We start from the raw sequence: 21,677 nt of genomic DNA, 5'->3' as shown, positions 1-21,677 counted from the left end.
TGCGCGGACAGGAAGCCTACGTCATGCAAGGCGATACCTCGGCGACGCTACTTACCCCCGAGCTGACGCCCGAGATCTATCAGGCCCATCTCGGTGCTGGCCGCGAACCCATCGTGATCTACCCCGAAATCATTCAAGGCAACCCGATGCGGGCCGGGCATGTGGTGCGCTACCTGCTCAACGTGCCCGGCGCGCTTACCAATACCTCGCTGGGCGACCTGGGCTGGTCCGCCGACGATCTGCTCTATGTGCACGGCTACGACGTCCTGCCGGAGGGTTGGCAGGCCGGCTTGCTGCAAGTGCCGCTGGTCGACACGCGCGTCTACCATGCCGACGGAGTGGATGATGGGGAGCGGCATGGCCATCTGGTCTGGCTGAACCGCTATCTGAACAAGGGGGGCGAACCGTGGCCGTTGACGGCGGAGGCCACCGAGATTTCGTTCCGTGTTCCCAACCGTTCGCCGGCGGAGCTGGCCGCGCTCTATCGCGGCGCCGAATTGCTGTTCACCTACGAGCACTCCACCGCCTGCTTCGAAGCCTTGCTATGTGGCTGCCCGGTCGTCTATCTGCCCAACCCGATCATGCTGGAAAAACCCATGCACAATTACCTGGGCTCTGACGGCGTGGCATGGGGCGCAGGAGAGGAAGAGATCGCCCGAGCCAAGGCGACCGTTCGTCGCGTGCAGGAACAATACAAGGCGACGCAGGCCCAGTTCGGCGAGGAACTGGTGGCGTTTATCGAGACCACGCAGGGGCACGTGCGGGAGGCGGGGAACACGCCTAGCCAGAGCATGGCGTCCGCCACCCAGGTGGAGAAGCGCAAGCCGCGCATCGGCGTGCTGAGCCAGGACCCTCCCGACAGCGCGTGCTTCCGACTGCGTCTGGGCGACCCGCTGGCCGTGCTGGCCGATGCGATCGAGGTCCACTACTGGCGGTACACGGCCAGTGTCATGGTGGATGGGCAATTCCCGTTCGCCAGCGACCAGGACTTCATCGACGCCATGGACATGTTCATCGTGCAGCGCTCGGCGCTGCATCCGTCCACCGACGAACTGGTGCAACGGCTGCTGCAATCCGGCAAGCCTCTGGTGTACGAACTGGACGATTGGCTGCCGTCGCTGCCTATGAGCCACCCGCAATACGCCGAGTTCAAGCCCAGCTTCTCGCGTATCAAGAACATGCTGCCGCGCTTCCATCTGGTGACTGCGAGTACGCCGGTACTGGCCGAGATCGTCAGGGCCTACAATCCGAACGTCGCGGTCTTGCCCAATTACCTGAGCGCAGCGCGTCTGGTGGAGCCGCAGCTGGACGACCAGGCGGCCACGGTGACCATCGGTTTCGCCGGCACCGCAACCCACCGTCACGACCTTGCCCGTATCGGCAGCGCCCTGGCGCGGCTTGCGCGCGATTACGACGGCAAGGTGTCCTTCGTGTTCTGGGGCAGCATACCGCCGCAGATGGAAGGCGTGCCCGACGTCCGTTTCGTGAACGGGGGCGTGGAATACCAGGGCTATCTGCCGAAACTGGGCAGCCTGAAGATCGACATCGGCATCGCCGCGCTGGAAGAGTCCGAGTTCAACGCGGGCAAGTCCGACATCAAGTGGCTGGAATACTCCTCCGTGGGGGCGGTGTCCGTCCTGAGCGATGTGCCGGCCTACCACCACATCAAGGAGCTCGATCTGGGCGTGGTGCTGCCGCCGGATGACGAGGATGCCTGGTACGAGGCCCTGGCGGACTTGGTGGAAAATGCCGCCAAGCGGCGCGCACTGGCAACCCGCGCACGCGATTACCTGCTGCGCGGGCGCCTGCTGGAAGGGCAGATAGACCGTTTCGTCCAGGCCTGGAACCTGGTGCTGCCGGAGGCGTTGCGCATCGTGCTGCCGCCGTCGTTGGCGACGCCGCCTCTGGACAGCGTCGGCGGCGGCGATCTGGCGGTATTGCGCCAGTACCGCACATGGCTGCAAAACCACCATTTCCGCGAGGTGCACGCCGAACAGTTGGCCGAACGCATGGTCCTGGCTTGGTCGTCGCGGCCGGTGTTCAATCTGGTCACGGTCGTGAGCCGGCAGGAGCAGAACCGCCTGGCCGACACGGTTGACGCCTTGCAGCAGCAGCTCTACCCCCACTGGCGACTGATCGTGCTCGCGGACTGGGAGGCGCCGGATCCGGCCTTCCAGGAGCACGAACAGCTGGGCTGGCTGCAGCTCGATACGCTGGACGATCCGGATCTTTTGGCACGGGCCGTGAACAGCGTGGCGGCGGAAGTGCCCGCCGATTGGCTGATGTGGTTGCCAGTGGGCTTCCGCCTGGTCCCGCAGGCCCTGGTGCGTTTCGGCGAGGCCATCCACATGCATCCGGAATGGGCGGCCTTGTACTGCGACAGCGATATCGTTTCCCCTATGGGCGAGCGTTTCAAACCCCGCTTCCGTCCCGACTTTGCGCCGGAATATCTGCGCTCGATGGATTACATCGGCGACGCCGTGGCGGTGGCGACATCGGCATTGCTGGAGCGCGGCGGTTTTGAAGCCTACCCGGGGGCCTACTGGTTCGACCTGTTGCTGTGGCTGTTCGAGCAGCATGGACCACAGTCCATCGGCCATGTCGACGACATGCTGCTGTCGTTGCCTCCGGTCAAGCCGCATCCCCTGACTCTGCCGGCGCAACGCGTCGCGCTGGAGAACCATGCCCGGCGCCTGGGACTGGATGTGGAATTGGGCGACGGCTATCTGGAGGGAACGTTCCACTTCAACCTGCGTGTGCAGGGCGAACCGCTGGTGTCCGTGATCGTGCCCAACCGCGACAAGCTCGAGGTGCTGGAACCGTGCGTCGAAAGCCTGTTCGAGGGGAGCCGCTACCAGAATTTCGAGCTGATCATCGTCGACAACCGTTCGGAAGAGCCGGAAACCCGGGAGTACTATCGGGACATTTGCTCACGTTGGCCGGATCGGGTGCGCATCGTGGCCTACGACGCGCCGTTCAACTTCTCCGCCCAGTGCAACCTGGGCGTGGCGGAAGCCCGCGGCAGCTATGTGCTGCTGCTCAACAACGACACCGAAGTGGTGTTGGACACCTGGCTGGAGCGCTTGCTGGCCTGGGCGCAGCAACCGGGCGTGGGGGCGGTCGGCGCCCGCCTGACCTATCCGGAGGTCGGCCTGATCCAGCATGCCGGCATCGTGCTCGGCCTGCCCGGCGGTCTGCGTTCGGTCGCCGATCACGTGTTCGAGGGCGAAGACATCTTCTCCCCGGGCTACATGAACCGGCTGCTCACCGGCCAGAACTACTCGGCGGTGACGGCAGCCTGCCTGATGGTGGCCAAGGAACACTACCTGGCGGTGGGCGGCATGGACGATACCGCACTCACCGTGCTGTTCAATGATGTCGACCTCTGTCTCAAGCTCCAGGCCGCTGGCCTGCGCAATGTCTACAACCCCTTTGCCGTGATGGTGCACCATCACGCCCGCAGCATCGGGCGCCGCACGTCCGACCCTCGCGTGGCGCTGGAAGCGGCGGTACGCGAGTACGACGAACTGAACACCATGATGGCGCGCTGGCTGCCGCAACTGGCGCGCGATCCTGCCTACAACCGCCACTTGGCCCTGAACAGCCGCAAGATGATGCTGGAAACCAGCCGTGCCGCATCTTGGGACCCCGCCATCCCTGGCCGCCGGCGAGTGCTCGGTCTGCCCGTCAGCGGCGGCAGCGGCGAATACCGTGTCTGCATGCCGCTCAACGCGTTGCAGGCAGCGGGCCGTCTGGATGGCGACATCCTGCAGCCGAGCGGCAGCAGCGGCCTGCATGTGCTGTCAGTGGTGGAAATGGCCCGCCAGGCCCCCGATACCCTGCTGCTCCATACCGCCATCGGCGACGGCCTGGTCGAGGCGATGAAGAACTATCGCCAGTTCCTGCCCGAGATGCGCATTGTCTTCGGCATGGACGACCTGGTCGGTGCCATTCCGGAGAAAAGCTCGTTTTCGCGCCATTGGAAGAAGGTATTTCCGGATGCCCGCTCTCGGTTGCGCAAGGCCCTGGCCTTGAGTGACACCCTGATTGTGTCGACTGACCCGCTGGCGGAACACTGCCGTGGCATGATCGACGATATCGTCGTTATCCCCAATCGCTTGCAGAAGAGCCGTTGGGACGGATTGTCGTCTCTCCGTGGCACGGGCAAGAAGCCCCGCGTCGGCTGGGTGGGGGCAGCTCAGCATCGTGGTGATCTCGAGCTGATCGTCGAGGTAGTCAAGCAGACTGCCGATGAAGTGGACTGGGTGTTCATGGGCATGTGCCTGGCGGAACTGCGTCCGTACGTGGCAGAGGTACATCCCTTTGTCGCTTTCGACCTGTATCCAGAAAAGATGGCCAGCCTGAACCTGGACCTGGCCATCGCTCCGCTGGAAGTGAGCCCGTTCAACGAGGCCAAGAGTAACCTCCGCTTGCTAGAGTATGGGGTGCTGGGCTGGCCGGTGGTGTGCACCGATATCTACCCCTATCAGACTGGCGGGGCCCCGGTATGCCGGGTCGCCAATGAGGTTTCCGGATGGGTCGAGGCGATCCGTCAGCGGGTGCACGATTTGCCGGCTGCCTACCGCGCAGGGGACCAGTTGCGCGACTGGGTGCGACAGCATTATATGCTGGAAGAGCATCTGCACGATTGGCAACGGGCCTTGTGCTAGTCATATGCAGGAAAAATGCAAAAAGACGCTAAAGTTTATGAGAGGCGGGTCGATAACTTGAACAAGCCGGATGCACTGCCGAGCCAACCGACCCAAGGAGAATTGTCATGGCCCTGACCGTAAATACCAACATCGCCTCGTTGAACGCCCAACGCAACCTGAACAACTCGACCAGCTCGCTGAACCAGTCGCTGCAACGCCTGTCTTCCGGCCTGCGCGTGAACAGCGCCAAGGACGATGCTGCCGGTCTGGCGATCTCCCAGACCCTGACCTCGGCGATTCGTGGTAACAACCAGGCCATCCGTAACGCCAACGACGGCGTGTCGGTGGGGCAGACGGCGGAAGGTGCGCTCGGTCAGATCACCAACAACCTGCAGCGTATCCGTGAAATCGCCGTGCAGGCCTCCAACGGTTCGGTCAGCGACACCAACCGTTCGCAGCTGCAGAAGGAAGTGGACCAGCTGACCCAGGAAATTTCCCGCATCACCCAGACCACCCAGTTCAATGGCACTTCCCTGCTGTCGGGCGGTAGCGCATTGACCTTCCAGGTCGGCTCCTCGGGCTCGGCTGACAACCAGCTGACGATCAGCGCTTCCGACCTGACGTCGTTGCACAGCTATAATACGGCGCTGAGTGCTACGGTTACGATCGACGTGACCACCCAGGGTGCGGCTTCCGCCGCCCTCTCTGGCCTGGATGCCGACCTTTCTTCCGTGTCGTCCAGCCGTTCGGACTTCGGTGCCGTACAGAACCGTTTCGATGCAGTGGTCGCCAACCTGTCCAACTACGTTGAGAACTTGTCCAGTGCCAACAGCCGTATCGTCGACGTCGACTTTGCCGCGGAAACGGCCAACTTGACCAAGAACCAGATTCTGCAGCAGGCCGGTACCTCCATCCTGAAGACGGCCAACTCGACGACGCAGTCCGCTCTGTCGCTGCTCCAGTAAGGCAACTCGCCGCAGATGAGTTAAGAGATGGCCTCGGTTCCACCACCAGGCCATTTCTTGTTCCTTGAAAGGAGGTGAAGAGATGCAAATTTCCACACCATTGGTAAGTCCTCTTTCTCGCTCCGATGGGAGTTCGGCGCGGGCGGTTGCGCCACCTCCCCAGGCCTCTTCAGGCGAGACGGCTGGGGTGGCGGTTTCGCCTGTTTCGAGCCAGGCGGTCAGTGCCGTAGACAAAGAAAAGGAAACGTCGAATAGCCGTGACGCTACCAAGAAGCCGGTATCCCTCTCCGACTTACAGCCGGCACTACGCAAGCTGAATGAAGCTGTCCAGCATTACGATAGCGAACTGGAGTTTTCCGTCGACAAAGATACCGATATTTCAGTGGTCAAGGTGGTGGACAAGGAAACCCAGAAAGTCATTCGCCAGATTCCTTCCGAAGAGGCCATCAGTATTTCAAAGGCTATTGAAGACTTCAAAGGCTTGCTGATCAAGGATAAGGCATAGGGCTGGGTATAATGCCTGGTACTTGCCCTGCTCGATTGCGATGACAATGAAGGCGGCGCGGGGGTGCGTTACCGTTCTTAACGGCTTTGAAAGGTAAGAATCATGGCTTCCATTACGACGTCGGTTGGTGCCCTCGATGTCCAGAGCATCGTCAGTCAACTCATGACGATCGAGCAGCAGCCGATGACGGCGAGCCAGAGCCGTGTCTCAAAGTTCAATACGCAGCTCAGTGCTGTGGGTAAGATCAGTTCCGGCTTGTCCAGTTTACAGACAGCTATTCGCTCTTTGGCTTCGGGCTCGTTTTTGCAGTCTTACAAGGCCAGTTCAAGTGACTCGACAATCGCCAGCGTTGCGACCTCTGCTGCCACTGTAGCGGGCAGTTATGCCCTGAATATCACGAGCTTGGCACAGCCTCGGCAGTTGGTGTTTGATAAGTATGCCGATGGTACTGCCATCACCGATCCCACGGCAGCTATTGCTTCCGCTCCGGACAGCCTGACCTTTACCGTTGGGGGAAAAGCCACAACCCCAATCAGTCTGAGGGACAATCCCGGAGATTCCGTCACGTTGAACAGCATGCGGGACCGGATCAACCAGGCCGGCGTCGGCGTGACGGCCAATATCGTCAATAACAACGGCAACTACAAGTTGGTTATTACGTCGACCAACAGTGGGAGCGATAATGCCTTTTTGATTTCGGCCGGAGGGGCCGAGCCAGCTGATGCCAGTTCGCCGGCGTCATTGGGGGGCTTGACCCAGAGTACGGGTACCGCTAGTGCGATCAGCGAGTCCCACGCAGCTCAGAATGCAGCGTTGACTATCAATGGTGTCAGCGTGTCTGCAGCCAGCAATCACTTGACCGATGCGATTGCTGGGCTGACTCTCGATCTGAGCAAGACTGGAGAGGCCAGTATCAACGTGGTGCAAGATTCAGATGGCATCACTACGGCCTTGCAAGCGTTTGTCGATGCCTACAATCAGGTACATTCAGCCGCAGAGTCGGCGCGGACCGATAGCATGAAGGGAAACGCTTCGGTTCTGGCGATCGAGTCGCAGATGACCTCCATACTTGCTACGCCTGTGTCTGGGGCGAACCCCTATAATTCTTATGCCTATCTGGCTCAGGCAGGAATTTCGATCCAGAAGGACGGCACGCTGAAACTGGACAAGACAGCGTTCAATACGGCCCTGTCGGCGAATCCGGCTGCTGTCAAAAATCTGTTCGGCAATAGCAATAATGACGGTTTTGCCGATCGCTTCAATACGGTGATCAATCAATTACTGGGGCCCGATGGCATCATTGAGTCCAGCAAGAGTTCGATCAACAGTCGCATAGATTACGAGACGAATTACCAGACAGGTCTCCAATCGAAGCTCGATCGGTTGAAAGCGCAGTATACCCAGCAATATACAAATCTGAATGCGATTTTGGCCAAGATGCAGTCTGCGACCAGCAGCCTGGCAAACCTGCTTTCGTCATCATAGTCATCTTGAGGGTATGGATAGAGATGCTTAACAAACATGCGCTCAGGCAGCTTAACCAGGCATATGAGAAAGATGCGTTGGTTGCCGCAGTCTATGGAGCAAGCCCTGTTGGTATTGTTGTCCTTTTGTATAAAGGGGCAGCAAACGCCATAGCTCAGGCTGGTAATGCCATCAACATGCAGGACTATGCTTCAAAAGCCCGTCTTATCTCCAAAGCCATCGATATTCTTGATGGTTTACGCGAAATGACAAATCTGGAAGAGGGGGCGATGCTGCGCGAAACTTGAATGATTTATATCTTTATATGAAGGCTCGCTTGGCTCTGGCAGGGAAAAGCAATGACCAGGACATCCTGGCGGAGGTTCGTAGCTTGCTTGACACCCTCCTGCCTGCATGGGTTGAGCTGGATAAACGGGAATACTCGGGCGCTCCGGTTTCTGCCGTTGGCTGATATCAAGACAAGCGTATGCTGCGCATCACTCTGATGAAGGAGTGGGATCGGAATGGATGAGGACGTGGGATTGAGCTCTCCGGTAATGAAGCTTGCCCATATCACGGAAGCAATGTTGGCAGCCGCCAGCAATGCCGAGTGGGAACGATTTACCGAACTCGATATCGAGCGAGATGCCCATTATCGTCAAGTCATCCTTGAGGTCGATGTGCCTGCGCTAGCAAACAGCCCTGAATTGCGAGAGGTACTCGATACCGTCGTAACCCAAAGCAGGGAGATAGAAAGCTTGCTGGTCGAGCGCTGTACCGAGTTGCAGTACTCGCTGTCATTGACTAACCGGCAACAGAAGCTCCAGAAAATTTATCGTTAGGGCTCGGCAAGTTGGGCTTGGGCCACAGAGCACCCTGCTGTACTCTTAAGAGTAGCAAGATGTTATGAGTAGAGGCCTGACGTGTCTATTTGGACGATAGTATCCTTGGCGGTGTCTGTGGGTACCCTGATTGCTTTGGGGTACCTGTGGTGGCGCGCGAAACGCGATGGAGAGAGCAGCGCAAGGCTGACTGCTCTTCACCTCGATCACCTGCAGCAGCAACTCAGCATGCTGCAGCGTGACATGGAGCATCTGGCCAAGAGCAAATCCCTGCCCAGGCCGCAGAGCAAGGGGGAGGACTTGACCTCTACGCCTTACAATCAGGCTATCGAGCTTGTCAAACATGGCTTGTCGGCGGCGGAGGTGGCCGAGCGCTGTGGCATTTCCCGCAGTGAGGCCGAGCTGATCGTGTCCCTGTACCGCAATAATTCCACTTCATGATTTCCCCCTTTCTGGCAAAGCACTCGGCGCCGCGGCGGTTTCCGGTGTCCGGCTGCTGGGCGAAGGCGGCCGGCTGCTGCTGGAAGCCTCGGTACTGCCGGCCAAGGCGCCGTCCTTGAGTATTGGCGAACTGGTTTCGGCCCGGGTTGCTGAACGTCTGGACAATGGGCAGTTCGCCGCATTGATCAAGAATGGTTTGTTCACGTTGAATCTGCCCAAGGGCATGCAGCTCAACGGCGAGGCGCTCACGCTGCGAGTGGCCAGTTTGTCGCCAAAACTGACCTTCGCGCTGGTCGAGCAGGCTGCGGATAGTGAGGTGCCGAATGGTTCGGTCGATGTTTCGCTGAGCCCCGCCTCGCGTTATCTGACCGATCTGCTGCACAGCGCCAAGAGCGCGCCGACGCAGGCGGGACTGCAGCTGGATGCCTCGCGCCAGGATCCGGCGGATGTGGCCGCAGCACTGAAACAGGGGACCGACAAGAGCGGGCTGTTCTACGAGTCGCACGTCAAGGCTTGGGTCGATGGTCGTTTGTCGCTGGAGAGCCTCAAGGACGAGCCGCAAGCCAGGCTCGGGCAAAGCCTTGATTCGGCGCAGACGACTCCCTCTCCCCATGGCAAAGCGGCCTTGGCGGAGCTGGGTAACCTGGTGCAACGGCAGCTCGACACCCTGGAGAACCACCAGCTTCAACTGCAGGGGTGGGCCTGGCCGGGGCAGCCGCTGCAGCTGAGCATTCAGCAGGACGAGACGCGAGAGCGAGAGGCGGGCGGTGCAGAAGCGGTAGCGGCCTGGTCTACCCGTCTGGCGCTGGAACTTCCGGTGCTCGGTGGCCTGTCTGCCCGTATCCGTATCGTCGGCGGGACGGTACAGCTGTCTTTTGCCACCGAGGAGGCGGCGACGGAGCAGTTGATCCGCGACCATGCGCCTCGGCTCGAGGCGGGCCTGGGGGCTGCCGGACTGAATCTTGCAACACTGTCGGTGAGCCATGACGAAGCCGCCAGCTGATCCGGCGCGCCGCTCCGCCATCGCCCTGAGCTACCAGGACGGTGCACGTGCGCCAAAGGTGGTGGCCAAGGGCTACGGCGAGTTGGCCGAACGCATCATCGAACGAGCCCAGGAGGCCGGCGTATTCGTGCATGACTCGCCGGCGCTGGTGTCCTTGCTGATGCAGGTCGATCTGGATCAGCAAATTCCACCGGAGCTGTACCGGGCCGTGGCCGAGGTGCTGGCCTTTGTCTATTTTCTGGAGCACCAGGCGGCGGGCCGTGATTTCGAGTTCGACGCGTGGCTGTCGCAGCGCCCATCCCCCCCGCCTGAAAACTGATACCCCGGCTGGCTTGAACGGTCGGCTTTCCGTATGCTTGCCCCTTGTGTGCAATTTGAGCCCGCTGTGATCGACGGCAGGGCGCCATCGGCGTGTCATGCGCGGTCGTGACGCGTCAGCCGTTCAATCAACTGGGCTTCAGCCGGAGATGGATAGATGAAAGTAGGCTATATCGGACTGGGTATCATGGGCCGCCCTTGCGTGCTCAATCTGCTCAAGGCGGGACATCATGTCAGCGTGTGGGCGCGCCGGCGCGAATCGGCCGAGCCGCTGCTCGCTGCCGGTGCCTGCTGGTGCGACTCCCCGGCCGAACTGGCCGCCGGTGTCGAGCTGGTGGTGACCAATGTGTCCGACACTGCCGACGTGGAGGCGGTGCTGCTTGGTGACAACGGCGTGGCGCTGGGGGCCAAGCCGGGTCTGGTGTGCGCCGACATGAGCACGATTTCTCCAATAGGTGCGCGCAAGATCGCGGCCAGCCTGGCCGAAAAAGGCATCGACTTCCTCGATTGCCCGGTGTCGGGCGGTGAGGTCGGCGCCATCAACGGCACTCTGACCATCATGGTCGGTGGCAAGGCCGAGGCGCTGGAGAAGGCACGGCCGGCGCTGCAGGCGATGGGCAAGACCATCACCCATATTGGCGAGTCGGGAGCGGGGCAGGTAGCCAAGGCGTGCAACCAGATTGCCGTCGGCGTCGGTGTGGCGGCAGTGGCCGAGGTGATGAAGTTGGCCAAGGCGTGCGGCGTCGATCCGGCACCGGTGCGCGAGGCGCTGCTCGGCGGTTTCGCCCAGAGCCGGGTGCTGGATGTTCATGGCCAGCGCATGATCGACGACAACTACGCGCCGGGCTTCAAGGCCAAGCTGCACCTCAAGGACATGGGCATCGTGCTCGATACCGCGCGCGAATTGGGTATCAAGCTGCCGGAAGCGGAACGGGTGGCGGGCCTGATCGGCGAACTGGTCGAGAAGGGGGAGGGCGAGTTGGATTCGTCGGCCATCGCCCGGCTGATCTGGGAAAAGAACTGAGCCGGACGACGCGCTCGCTACAAATGAACAGGGCCCCAAGCGGGGCCCTGTTTGTTTCGTAGGGGACTCAGGCGACCAGCTTGCTCAAGGCCGCCAGCACGCCGCTGCCGGGGGCAGGGGTGCAGCACAGCTCGGGAATCTGGAAATCCACCGCCATCATCACCGAGAGTGCGGTAATCGTGATGATGGAGAAGAAGAACACCTGACGCGCCCACGCCCGGTCATCGGTACTGCTCTTGTAGCCTGACAGCGCCATCTTGAGCCACCACAGGCTGGTGGCACAGGCCACGGCGAGGTAGCCATAGCCGGCGTAGCCGCCGAAGGCCAGCATCACGGTGGCGGCGGCGAAGGCCAGGATGTAGAGCACGATCTGCTGCTTGGCGGCCGAGATACCCTTCACCACCGGCAGCACCGGGATGTTGGCTGCCTCGTAGTCCTTGAAGCGAAAGATCGCAATCGCGTACGAGTGCGGCATCTGCCACAGGCAGAACATCAAGAGCAGGATGGCCGCGCCCATGTCGAACTGGCCGCTGACCGCGCAGTAGCCCGCCACCGGCGGCACCGCGCCGGACAGGCTGCCCACCAGCGTGCCGTAGACCGACTTGCGCTTCATGTACAGGCTATAAACGCCGACGTAGATCACGAAGCCGAACAGCGCGCAGGCAAAGGCCAGCGGGTTGGTCCAGTGCCACAGCGTCCAGAACCCGGCGAGACCCAGCAGCATGCCGTGCATCAGGGCGGCCTTGAACGACATGGCGCCGGTGACCAGTACGCGGTTCCGGGTGCGTGCCATCTTGCAGTCGATGTCGCGGTCGATGCAGTTGTTCAGGGAACAACCGGAGGCGACCACCAGCGACAGCCCGATCACTGTGGCCAGGAGCAGCCCCAGGTCGGCATGGCCTCGCGCGGCGAGCAGGAAACCTCCCGCCGTCGAGATCAGGTTGCCGAAGATGATGCCCGGCTTGGTGACCTGCAGGTAGCGCTTGAGTTTCACGTCAGGCTCTCTCAGGGCATCATCAGCGCGTCGGCGCTGAAGATGATCCAGACCGACAGCCCCACCAGCAGCACGATCACCAGCGCGGTGAACAGGAAGGCGAGGGTGTTGACGCGGCCTTCGGTGGTGAAATCAAGGTGCAGGAAGTACTTCAGATGCACCAGGATTTGCACCACGGCGAAGCCGGCGATGGTCAGCAGCGTATCGTGCGGGTTCAGGTTGCCGTTCATCACCAGCCAGAACGGGATCACGGTCAGGATGACCGACAGCACGAAGCCCGTCAGGTAGGATTTGACGCTGCCGTGGCTGGCCGCGTGATCGTGAGCTTGGCTCATCAGATGGCCCCTTTCAGATAGACGACGGTAAAGACGCAGATCCACACGATGTCGAGGAAGTGCCAGAACATGCTCAGGCAGTTCAGGCGGGTCATAGCGCGGCCGGTCAGGCCGGTCTTGATCACTTCCAGCATCATCACCGCCATCCAGATCAGGCCGGCGGTGACGTGCAGGCCGTGCATCCCAACCAGGGCGAAGAAGCCGGACAGGAAGGCGCTCTTGTCCGGGCCGTGGCCCTCGGCGATCAGCGCGCCGAATTCGTGCAGTTCCATGCCGATGAACACGGCGCCGAACAGGAAGGTGACGGCCAGCCAGCCCAAGAGGCCGGCCTTGCTGCCCTTGTGGCCGCTGATCATGGCAAAGCCGTAGGTGATACTGGAGAACAGCAGGGCGAAGGTTTCCACGAGCACGTACTTGAGCTCGAAGATATCCTTGCCGGCGACGCCGCCGTTGACGTTGCCGAACAGCACCGCGTAGGCAGCGAAGGCGCTGGCAAACAGGATGCAGTCGGTCATCAGGTAGAGCCAGAAGCCCAGCTGGGTGCTGACGCCGCTGTCGTGATGCTCATGGTCGTGAGCGTGCGTATCGTGTAGTGCGGTTGCGTGCGAAGTCATGGCTGTTTACACCTGCTCCAGAGTTTTTGCCGGGTGCGGACGGGCCGTGCCTTGGTCGCGTTCGTCGTAGCGGTCGAAGTCGATACCCATCTTCTCGAAGCGTTCGCGTTCGATCGCTTCGATCTCGTCCGGCTGGACGTAGTAGTCGATATCGTTGTCGTAGGCACGTGCCAGCATGCTGCCGATGATGCCGATCAGACCCACGATGGCGAGCCACCAGATGTGCCAGATCAGGGCGAAACCGCACACCAGGGTGAAGCCCCCGATGTAGACGCCGGCCGCGGTGTTCTTCGGCATGTGGATCGGTGCGTACTGCTGCGGTACCTGGTAGGCCACGCCTTTTTCCTTCATGTCGGTGAAGGCGTCGATGTCATGCACCTGCGGCAGCTTGGCGAAGTTGTAGAACGGCGGCGGCGAGGAGGTGGACCACTCCAGGGTGTGGGCATTCCACGGGTCGCCGGTCACGTCAGCCAGCTGCTTGCGGTTGCGCAGGCTGACGACGATCTGCAGCAGCTGGCAGCCGATGCCCAGCGCGATCAGGACCGCGCCGATGCAGGCGGCGTACAGCCACGGGGTCCACAGCGGGTTGTCGGTGTGGTTGAGGCGACGGGTCATGCCCATGAAGCCCAGGATGTAGAGCGGCACGAAGGCGAAGTAGAAGCCGGTCTGCCAGAACCAGAACGCCGCTTTGCCCAGGCGCTCGTCCAGCTTGAAGCCGAAGGCTTTCGGGAACCAGAACACGAAGCCGGCCAGGTAGCCGAATACCGCGCCACCGATGATGGTGTTGTGGAAGTGGGCGATCAGGAACAGGCTGTTGTGCAGCACGAAGTCGGCGCCCGGCACCGCCATCAGTACGCCGGTCATGCCGCCGATGGAGAAGGTGACCATGAAGCCCAGGGTCCACAGTACCGGCGAGGTGAAGCGCAGGCGGCCGCGGTAGATGGTGAACAGCCAGTTGAACAGCTTCACGCCGGTCGGCACCGAAATCACCATGGTGGCGATGCCGAAGAAGGCGTTGACGTTGGCGCCGGAGCCCATGGTGAAGAAGTGGTGCAGCCAGACCATGAAGCCCAGCACCGAGATCACGCCGGAGGCGATGATCATCGAGGTGTGGCCGAACAGGCGCTTGCCGGCAAAGGTGGAGACCACTTCCGAGAAGATGCCGAAGGCCGGCAGAACCAGGATGTATACCTCCGGATGACCCCAGGCCCAGAACAGGTTGAGGTACATCATCGGGTTGCCGCCGGCTTCACTGGTGAAGAAGTGGAAGTCTAGGTAGCGGTCCAGCGTCAGCATGGCGAGCGCGCCGGTCAGGATCGGGAACGAGGTCACGATCAGCACGTTGGCCCAGGTGCAGGTCCAGGTGAAGATCGGCATCTGCATCAGCTTCATGCCCGGGGTGCGCATCTTGAGGATGGTCACCAGGAAGTTGATCGCTGTCAGTGTCGTTCCGATCCCGGATATCTGCAGGGCCCAGATGTAGTAATCCACCCCCACGCCCGGGCTGTAGGCCAGCTCGGACAGCGGCGGGTAGGCCACCCAGCCGGTACGGGCGAATTCACCCACCCCGAGCGAGAGGTTCACCAGTGCCGCAGCCGCCACCAGCAGCCAGAAGCTCAGCGAGTTCAGGAACGGGAAGGCGACGTCGCGGGCGCCGATCTGCAGCGGTACCACGATGTTCATCAGGCCGGTCATGAACGGCATGGCCATGAAGATGATCATGATCACGCCGTGGGCGGTGAAGATCTGGTCGTAGTGTTCGGGCGGAAAGATGCCGAGGTGGCCGTTGGTGGCCATGGCGAGCTGGGTCCGCATCATGGCGGCGTCGGCAAAGCCGCGCAGCAACATCACCAGCGCGACGATGATGTACATCACGCCGATTTTCTTGTGGTCGACCGAAGTCAGCCATTCTTTCCAGAGGTAGCCCCACTTGCCGAACTTGGTGATGGCGGCAATGACCGCGAGCCCCATCAGGCCGGCGCCCGAGAGCGCTCCCATAATGATGGGCTCGTGGAACGGTATGGCGTCCAGCGTCAGTTTACCTAACAACATTTCTGTATTTACTCCTTAACGACCGGCGTCTTGCACAGGCTCTTGGTGAGCGCGGCAAGCTGGATGGGGCTGAGTCCGGCTTCCATGGCGGTCTGATGGCCGGCCATGTACTTGTTCAGTACGCCGTAGAACAGGCCCGGGGTGACGGACGAGAAATGCTGCACCGGGTTGTTTTCACTCGGGTTCAGCAGTTGTGCGTAGCTGGTGGGGTCCAGCGGCTTGCCGCTGCGGACCTGCTTCACCCAGGCGTCGAATTCGGCCGGGGAGGCGGTGGCGATGGCCTTGAACTTCATGCCCGAGAAACCGGCGCCACTGTAGTTGGCGGACATGCCGTCGTAGCTGCCCGGTTCGTTGGCGATCAGGTGCAGCTTGGTCTGCATGCCGGCCATGGAGTAGATCTGGCCGCCCAGCTGGGGGATGAAGAAGGAGTTCATCGCGGCATCGGAGGTGATCTTGAAGTTCACCGGGGTGTTGGCCGGGAAGGCCAACTGGTTGACGCTGGCAATGTTCAGTTCGGGGTAGATGAACAGCCATTTCCAGTCGAGCGACACGACCTGGATGGTGATCGGCTTCTTGTCCGAGTCGAGCGGGCGGTACGGGTCGAGCTTGTGGGTGCTGTTCCAGGTGATGACGGCGAGGAAGGAGACGATGATGATCGGGATGATCCAGACCACGGCCTCGATCTTGCCGGAGTGAGACCATTTCGGGTCGTAGGTGGCGCTCTTGTTGCTGGCGCGATACTTCCAGGCGAAACCGAGCGTCATCAAAATCACCGGGACGACCACCAGTAGCATCAGCACGGTGGCTGTGATGATCAGCGATTTCTCGTCTGCGGCGATCTGGCCTTTCGGGTCAAGAATACCTCCCTGACAGCCGGAGAGCAGGGCGGCGGCGGCCAGCGGAAGCCCTCGTAAAATGCGTGGGTGTTTACTGTTTATCATCCTACGACCTTAGTGAATTGAAAGTGGCTTGTAGTCATTCCCTTCCAGGCCCACGTGACAGCATGCGCTGTCTTGTCGATCTGGCCGGGTAGAAAACGCGCACTCCGCCCAAGGCGGAATGACTTGGCCAAACGCCGCAGTCCCGGTCAAAACAGCACGCCGCGACGTAGCCGGCAACGGCTATTCCAACTTCGCGATGGCCCCGGTGATCACTTGATAAGAACGATTTGGCGATCGTTCAGATAGATGGCGTGACAGCAGAAATTCACTGTTCGACTTGCACGGGCTCGAGCCTGGAAGCGGGTGGAAAGACCTCTTGCGAGGTGGGTAGCCGCGCTCCTGGCGAGCCGTTGGCGACACGGCGATGCTTGTCGATTACTTCGCTTTAGATAAGGAAAAGCGAATGGAATGGGGTGGTCATTCCATCCTTAGGATCTGAACTGGACGGGTCGTATTGAAAGCCATTTTTGATGCTTGTTCAATAGCGCAGGCGCGGCGCTGGAGGCCGGAATAGCCCGGTTCGGATGGTGATGATGCGCGTCCCGTTTTGATGCGTTGCCGCAAGCGCCAGATATATTAGGGTTCTATGAATTTCGCATGTGTCCGAAACGAGGTGTGGCCTTGTTACAAACTGTTACAAAATTCTGATGAAATAATCGCCAACGGGGCTAGACAGGGAGAGACCCTGGGAATGACTCGCCGTCGCAATAACTGCTGTCCAGTGCAGATGGGCGGGAGAGGAGGCGGGCTCTGTCGTCTTCAGAGCCGTTCACAGGCAGGATGTTCCACTCTATCGGGCCGGGCGCCCTTGATTTGGATCAATAGTTGCTGGAAATGGCAGTGGCGTGGCCACGCCAGCATGAAAAAAGCCCCGACGGGCGGGGCTTTCCGAGACGTTGGCCGAAGCGGCGCGATGGCTTATTCGATGTTTTGAATTTGTTCGCGCATCTGCTCGATCAGCACCTTGAGTTCGACCGAGGCCTGGGTGGTTTCGGTCGATACCGATTTGGAGCCGAGGGTGTTGGCTTCGCGGTTGAGTTCCTGCATCAGGAAGTCGAGCCGCTTGCCGGCTTGGCCCCCGGCCTTGAGAATGCGGCGGACTTCGCTCAGGTGGGTGCTCAGGCGCGACAGTTCCTCGTCGACATCGATCTTCTGGGCGAACAGGGCGAATTCCTGCTTGAGGCGGTCTTCATCAACGCTCTCCAGTGCATCGCGCAGGCGGTTGGACAGCTTCTCCATGTAAGCGGCCAGAATCTGCGGCAGCTTGGGCTTGAGGCTGGCGACGATGGTCTCGATCGAGGCGACACGCTCCAGCAGTACCGCCTTGAGCTTCTCACCCTCGCGTTCGCGCGAGGCGTTGAAGTCGGCCAGTGCCTTGGTCAGGCTTTCCAGGCACAGCTGTTGCAGCACTTCGGGCTTGAGTTCGTTCGATTTCATCACGCCGGGCCAGCGCATCAGTTCACCCAGCGACAGGGTGTCGGCTTCCGGTGCGTTCTCTTTGATGGTGCGGGAGACCGCCAGCAATTGCTGCAGCAGCTCGTGGTTGACTTCCAGCGTGGGGGTGGCGTTTTCCAACTGGTTGAAGCCGACGCGGCATTCGAGTTTGCCGCGGGTGACCTTGGCGCCGATCATTTCACGCAGGGGGCTTCGATGACGCGCAGCTCTTCCGGCAGGCGCATCTGGACGTCCAGGTAGCGGTGGTTGACGGCGCGCAGTTCCAGATTGAGCATGCCACCGGGAAATTCCCTGCTAATGGCGGCGAAGCCTGTCATACTTAAAATCATGCTGAACTCCCGGTTAAACTGGACAAATATCAAGACCGGGCCCGAATTGCTTTGCTAAGCTCAATCCATGGCCCCGGACACTATAGCAACAGCCATCCTATGACTCAATCCAGGCAAGAAACCGCATTGCCGGCCGGCTACCGGCTGGCCGATTACACCATCGTCCGCCTGCTTTCCGTGGGCGGATTCAGCGTGGTCTATCTGGCTCTGGATGACGACGACCAGAAATTCGCCATCAAGGAATACCTGCCCGGCCACTTGGCGTGCCGCGGTGACAATGGCCAGGTGACGGTGCAGCACGAGCTTGACCAGGAGGCGTTCAACCTGGGGTTGAAGTGCTTCTTCGAGGAAGGGCGCATCCTGGCCGGGATCAACCACCCGAACGTGGTGCGGGTCGCCAATTTCTTCCGCGCCAACCAGACGGTCTACCTGGTGATGGAGTACGCCGATGGCCGTCCCTTGACCCGCGAGCTGGAGATTGCCGGCGGGCGGCTCGACGAGCGCCGTATCCGACGCTGGTTCGCCGCGCTCTTGTCCGGCCTGCGCGAGGTCCATCTGCACCGTCTGCTGCATCTGGACATCAAGCCAGCCAACATCTATCTGCGGCGCGGCGGCGGTCCGCTATTGCTGGACTTCGGCGCCGCGCGCCAGACGCTGAACCAGCGCAGCAGGGAGTTCGCCTCGATGTACACGCCGGGCTACGCCGCGCCGGAACAGTACAAGAGCGATATGGCGCAGGGACCATGGACCGATATCTATGCCCTGGGTGCCTGCCTCTACTCCTGCATGGGGGGCGGCACGCCGCAAGGGGCGAAGGAGCGGGCGGTGAAGGACTTGCTAGAACCGGCGTCCCGGCGCTTTGTGCGTCTTTATTCGCGCGAGTTGTGCGAGCTGGTCGATCGCTGTCTGGACATGGAGCCCGAGCGGCGGCCGGCGACCCTGATGGAGGTGCAAAAGCGACTGATGGACCCCCATTACAGTGAGCCTGTCGCCCTCCCCGAGTCGCAGGCGGTGACGCACAAGCTGGCCGGCTGGCTTCGCAGCCTGACGGGCAGTCGTTCTTCCTGAAAGTGTGTGCATGAAATTGTCGATCTTCCAGGACAGCCGCGTCGGCGGCCGTTCCTACAATCAAGACCGTGTGGTGATCGCCCACTCGCTGGAGTCGGTGTTGCTGGTGGTGGCCGACGGTATGGGCGGACACTTGCAGGGCGAGGTGGCGGCCCAGATCGCCATCGATCTGATGAGCGAGTTGTTCTACCAGCAGGCCACTCCGTCGCTGAGCCATCCCAACCGCTTTCTGGTCAACGCCATCAGTTCGGCCCATCAGGCGATTCTCGATTACGCCACCGAGCATCACCTGCCGGAGGTGCCCAGCACCACGGTGGTGGCGGCGGTGATCCAGCAGGACATGCTGTACTGGTGCCACGTCGGCGACTCCCGGCTGTACCTGCTGGACAACAGCGGCCTGCGCTTGCGCTCACGCGATCATTCGCAGGTGCAGCGGCTGATCGACCAGGGGCTGTTGACCGAGGAGGGCGCGCGCACCCACCCCGACCGCAACAAGATCTACAACTGTCTGGGGGCCTCTTCCGACCCGGACATCGACATCGGCGAGCGCCAACTGCTGTTCCCGGGGGCCTCGGTGCTGCTCTGTTCCGACGGTCTGTGGTCGCAGATCCAGGACGCCGAGTTGACCAAGGTGTTTGTCGGCCGTGCGGTGAGCCGAGGTGCTGCCGGCGCTGATGAACGTGGCCGAGCGGCGCGGCGGCCGGCACGGCGACAATCTGTCGGCGGTGGCGGTGACGCTGCTGGACGAGGCACTCGATGTCAGCCAGCGCAGCGATGTACTGGATACCCACCTGGCGCTGAGCCGGCGCCGCTCGTCGACGCCGGCACGGGTACAGGAAGAGGAGATGCATCGCGAAATCCTGGCCAGCCGGCCGGATAAACCCGTGTGAGAACCAGTTCCCGATCTTGCTGCGCATCCCTGATCGGGGCTCATGTGCTGCTCGAAATCCTCATGGACTCCAGTCCATTCCTGTTTCTGTGCTGCTCTTCACCCCGCTGAGGGCTGCTCGCGACAGATCGTGAACAGGTTCTGAGGGGGAGCGGGGTATAATCGCGTTTTTGATTTCGACGGACTGCGACCATGCGACCTTCTTCCCGCCCCAACGATGCCCTGCGCCGGGTGACTTTGACCCGCGGCTACACCAAGCATGCCGAAGGCTCGGTGCTGGTCGAGTTCGGCGATACCAAGGTGATCTGCACCGCCAGCGTCGACGAGAGCGTGCCGGGCTTCCTCAAGGGCAAGGGCCAGGGCTGGGTGACCGCGGAGTACGGCATGCTGCCGCGCTCCACCGGCAGCCGCATGCGGCGCGAGGCGGCCAGCGGCAAGCAGTCCGGGCGTACCCAGGAGATTCAGCGCCTGATCGGCCGCAGCCTGCGTGCGGTGGTCGACCTGGGCAAGCTGGGCGAGCGCCAGATCCAGATCGACTGCGACGTGATCCAGGCCGACGGCGGCACGCGTACCGCCAGCATCACCGGCGCCTTCGTCGCGCTGCACGACGCCATCAGCGGCCTGATCGCGCAGGGCAAGCTGCAGGAAAGCCCGATCCGCGATTTCGTGGCGGCGGTGTCGGTCGGCGTGTTCGAGGGGCGTCCGGTGCTGGACCTCGACTACCTCGAGGATTCCGCCTGCGAGACCGACATGAACGTGGTGATGACCGGCAGCGGTCATTTTGTCGAGGTGCAGGGCACCGCCGAGGGGGTGCCGTTCAGCCGCGCCGAACTGGACGCCATGCTGCGCCTGGCCGAGCAGGGCGTGGGCGAGCTGATCGCGATACAGAAGGCGGCCCTGGCCGGCTAGAGCCGAGACAGCGATGGACAGCAAAAACCGCCCGCGAGGCGGTTTTTGCTATTTGGGCTTAGCGAGGAAGCGGCGCAGGGCCGGCTGGAAGCTGGGGGCCGACAGCGCCATGTTGTCGGCACGGTAGCGCCAGCGCGCGTCCGGCGCCGAGCTCTGGATGGCGACAAGCCGTGGCTGGCCGGCAACCTCGAGCAGTAGCGGCGAGCCGCTGTCACCGGGCAACGTATCGCAACGGTGGGCGAGGCGGCCGTCGGCCTCGAGCCGGGTGGCGCGGCAGTGGCGGTGCAGCATCAGCTGGTCGGGGGCATCTTCCGGGTAACCGGCCTGGCTGACGCGCCAGCTGGCCTGGGTCAGCGCCTGGCGCAGGGCGGCGCGGTCACCGTCGAACGGCGTGACGGTGTGTTCTGCCGCGAGCAGGGGCGCGGCGAGCCGGACGAAGGCGAAGTCGTAGCGTGCCACGGCGGGCGGGACGATCAGGTCGCCTCCTTGGCGGATCAGCCCGCGCAACAGGCGCCGGTCGAGCCAGACGCGGCGGGCGGCGGTGTGGCGGGCGCTGTTCCGGCCGTCCAGCGCCAGGGTGAAGCGTCGCGCCGGATCGAGCCGGCCGTGGGGACCGACGAAGCAGTGCCCGGCGGTGAGCGCCACGTCGGGGGCGACCAGCGTGGCGGTGCACAGGTTGCCCGAGGCGGTTTCGATCTGGCCGATGGCTTGCCAGGGGCCGTGGTCCGGGTGCACGCGTACCCGGTCGTCGTGGCCGAAGAACAGGGTGCGCCGTTCCGCGCTCAGGGGGCCGGCGCCGGCGGCGGGAATCAGGCTGGCGAGCAGCAGGGCGGTCAGCAGTCGGGTAGACATGGCGATCCAATGCGAAACGGGGCGC

At 61.9% G+C, this 21,677-nt stretch carries 18 protein-coding genes and 2 pseudogenes; 13 read left to right on the top strand and 7 right to left on the bottom strand.

Annotated features, from left to right (window positions below; all coding sequences use genetic code 11):
• The first annotated feature begins 23 nt into the window (after window positions 1-23).
• The 10 genes and pseudogenes from ABKF58_RS02780 (at window position 24) to ABKF58_RS02735 (ending at window position 11,214) form a co-directional block, all read left to right on the top strand.
• On the top strand, window positions 24-4,670 hold the full coding sequence (locus ABKF58_RS02780; RefSeq protein ID WP_482583298.1) for a glycosyltransferase: 4,647 nt from the start codon (window positions 24-26) through the stop codon (window positions 4,668-4,670).
• A gap of 107 nt (window positions 4,671-4,777) precedes the next feature.
• Window positions 4,778-5,617, top strand: coding sequence for a flagellin N-terminal helical domain-containing protein (locus ABKF58_RS02775; protein WP_008955590.1), 840 nt, complete (start codon window positions 4,778-4,780; stop codon window positions 5,615-5,617).
• An 82-nt stretch (window positions 5,618-5,699) separates the two neighbouring features.
• Window positions 5,700-6,122 (top strand): flagellar protein FlaG, encoded by a 423-nt coding sequence (locus ABKF58_RS02770; RefSeq protein ID WP_008955589.1) that lies wholly within the window; start codon window positions 5,700-5,702, stop codon window positions 6,120-6,122.
• Between the two features lie 102 nt (window positions 6,123-6,224).
• Entirely contained in the window at window positions 6,225-7,607 is a 1,383-nt protein-coding gene (fliD, locus tag ABKF58_RS02765; RefSeq protein ID WP_482583297.1) for a flagellar filament capping protein FliD, read from the top strand.
• 23 nt (window positions 7,608-7,630) lie between these two features.
• Window positions 7,631-8,058 (top strand): annotated as a pseudogene (fliS, locus tag ABKF58_RS02760) (flagellar export chaperone FliS).
• A gap of 52 nt (window positions 8,059-8,110) precedes the next feature.
• Entirely contained in the window at window positions 8,111-8,428 is a 318-nt protein-coding gene (locus tag ABKF58_RS02755) for a flagellar protein FliT (RefSeq protein WP_482583296.1), read from the top strand.
• A 117-nt stretch (window positions 8,429-8,545) separates the two neighbouring features.
• On the top strand, window positions 8,546-8,869 hold the full coding sequence (locus ABKF58_RS02750) for a DUF2802 domain-containing protein (protein ID WP_148282927.1): 324 nt from the start codon (window positions 8,546-8,548) through the stop codon (window positions 8,867-8,869).
• Between the two features lie 115 nt (window positions 8,870-8,984).
• Window positions 8,985-9,872 carry a flagellar hook-length control protein FliK gene (gene fliK / locus ABKF58_RS02745; protein ID WP_482583295.1) on the top strand — a complete coding sequence of 296 codons (888 nt, stop codon included), beginning with the start codon at window positions 8,985-8,987 and terminating at the stop codon, window positions 9,870-9,872.
• The gene (locus ABKF58_RS02740; RefSeq protein WP_014085852.1) at window positions 9,853-10,191 is read left to right on the top strand and encodes an EscU/YscU/HrcU family type III secretion system export apparatus switch protein; all 339 of its coding nucleotides are present in this window, start codon (window positions 9,853-9,855) and stop codon (window positions 10,189-10,191) included. The genes fliK and ABKF58_RS02740 overlap by 20 nt, the downstream gene beginning before the upstream one ends.
• 156 nt (window positions 10,192-10,347) lie before the next feature.
• Window positions 10,348-11,214, top strand: coding sequence for an NAD(P)-dependent oxidoreductase (locus ABKF58_RS02735; protein WP_014085853.1), 867 nt, complete (start codon window positions 10,348-10,350; stop codon window positions 11,212-11,214).
• 67 nt (window positions 11,215-11,281) lie between these two features.
• Here ABKF58_RS02735 and cyoE read toward each other — a convergent pair whose 3' ends face one another.
• From cyoE to ABKF58_RS02705, 6 genes and pseudogenes are all read right to left on the bottom strand, one after another.
• Complete coding sequence (gene cyoE, locus ABKF58_RS02730; RefSeq protein ID WP_482583294.1) at window positions 11,282-12,208, bottom strand: heme o synthase; 927 nt, start codon at window positions 12,206-12,208, stop codon at window positions 11,282-11,284.
• 11 nt (window positions 12,209-12,219) lie between these two features.
• Complete coding sequence (gene cyoD / locus ABKF58_RS02725; protein WP_008955581.1) at window positions 12,220-12,543, bottom strand: cytochrome o ubiquinol oxidase subunit IV; 324 nt, start codon at window positions 12,541-12,543, stop codon at window positions 12,220-12,222.
• A complete protein-coding gene (gene cyoC / locus ABKF58_RS02720; protein WP_482583293.1) occupies window positions 12,543-13,157 on the bottom strand; it encodes a cytochrome o ubiquinol oxidase subunit III in 615 nt (204 codons plus the stop codon). Before cyoC ends, cyoD begins: the two co-directional genes overlap by 1 nt.
• A gap of 6 nt (window positions 13,158-13,163) precedes the next feature.
• Window positions 13,164-15,209, bottom strand: coding sequence for a cytochrome o ubiquinol oxidase subunit I (gene cyoB, locus ABKF58_RS02715; protein WP_482583292.1), 2,046 nt, complete (start codon window positions 15,207-15,209; stop codon window positions 13,164-13,166).
• A gap of 8 nt (window positions 15,210-15,217) precedes the next feature.
• Window positions 15,218-16,150 carry a ubiquinol oxidase subunit II gene (cyoA, locus tag ABKF58_RS02710; protein WP_014085856.1) on the bottom strand — a complete coding sequence of 311 codons (933 nt, stop codon included), beginning with the start codon at window positions 16,148-16,150 and terminating at the stop codon, window positions 15,218-15,220.
• Between the two features lie 918 nt (window positions 16,151-17,068).
• Window positions 17,069-17,934, bottom strand: a pseudogene (locus ABKF58_RS02705) (YicC/YloC family endoribonuclease).
• 99 nt (window positions 17,935-18,033) lie between these two features.
• Between ABKF58_RS02705 and ABKF58_RS02700 the strand changes: the two are divergent.
• From ABKF58_RS02700 to rph, 3 genes are all read left to right on the top strand, one after another.
• Window positions 18,034-19,002, top strand: coding sequence for a serine/threonine protein kinase (locus ABKF58_RS02700; protein WP_008953496.1), 969 nt, complete (start codon window positions 18,034-18,036; stop codon window positions 19,000-19,002).
• Between the two features lie 10 nt (window positions 19,003-19,012).
• Window positions 19,013-19,882, top strand: coding sequence for a PP2C family protein-serine/threonine phosphatase (locus ABKF58_RS02695; protein WP_482583291.1), 870 nt, complete (start codon window positions 19,013-19,015; stop codon window positions 19,880-19,882).
• 201 nt (window positions 19,883-20,083) lie between these two features.
• Window positions 20,084-20,800 carry a ribonuclease PH gene (gene rph, locus ABKF58_RS02690; protein ID WP_008953494.1) on the top strand — a complete coding sequence of 239 codons (717 nt, stop codon included), beginning with the start codon at window positions 20,084-20,086 and terminating at the stop codon, window positions 20,798-20,800.
• A 48-nt stretch (window positions 20,801-20,848) separates the two neighbouring features.
• Here rph and ABKF58_RS02685 read toward each other — a convergent pair whose 3' ends face one another.
• Entirely contained in the window at window positions 20,849-21,652 is an 804-nt protein-coding gene (locus ABKF58_RS02685; RefSeq protein ID WP_482583290.1) for a trypsin-like serine peptidase, read from the bottom strand.
• Between the last annotated feature and the right edge of the window lie 25 nt (window positions 21,653-21,677).

It is taken from the genome of Pseudogulbenkiania sp. AW2-16, from assembly GCF_056824575.1.
This window is presented reverse-complemented; position numbering and strand designations above follow the sequence as displayed.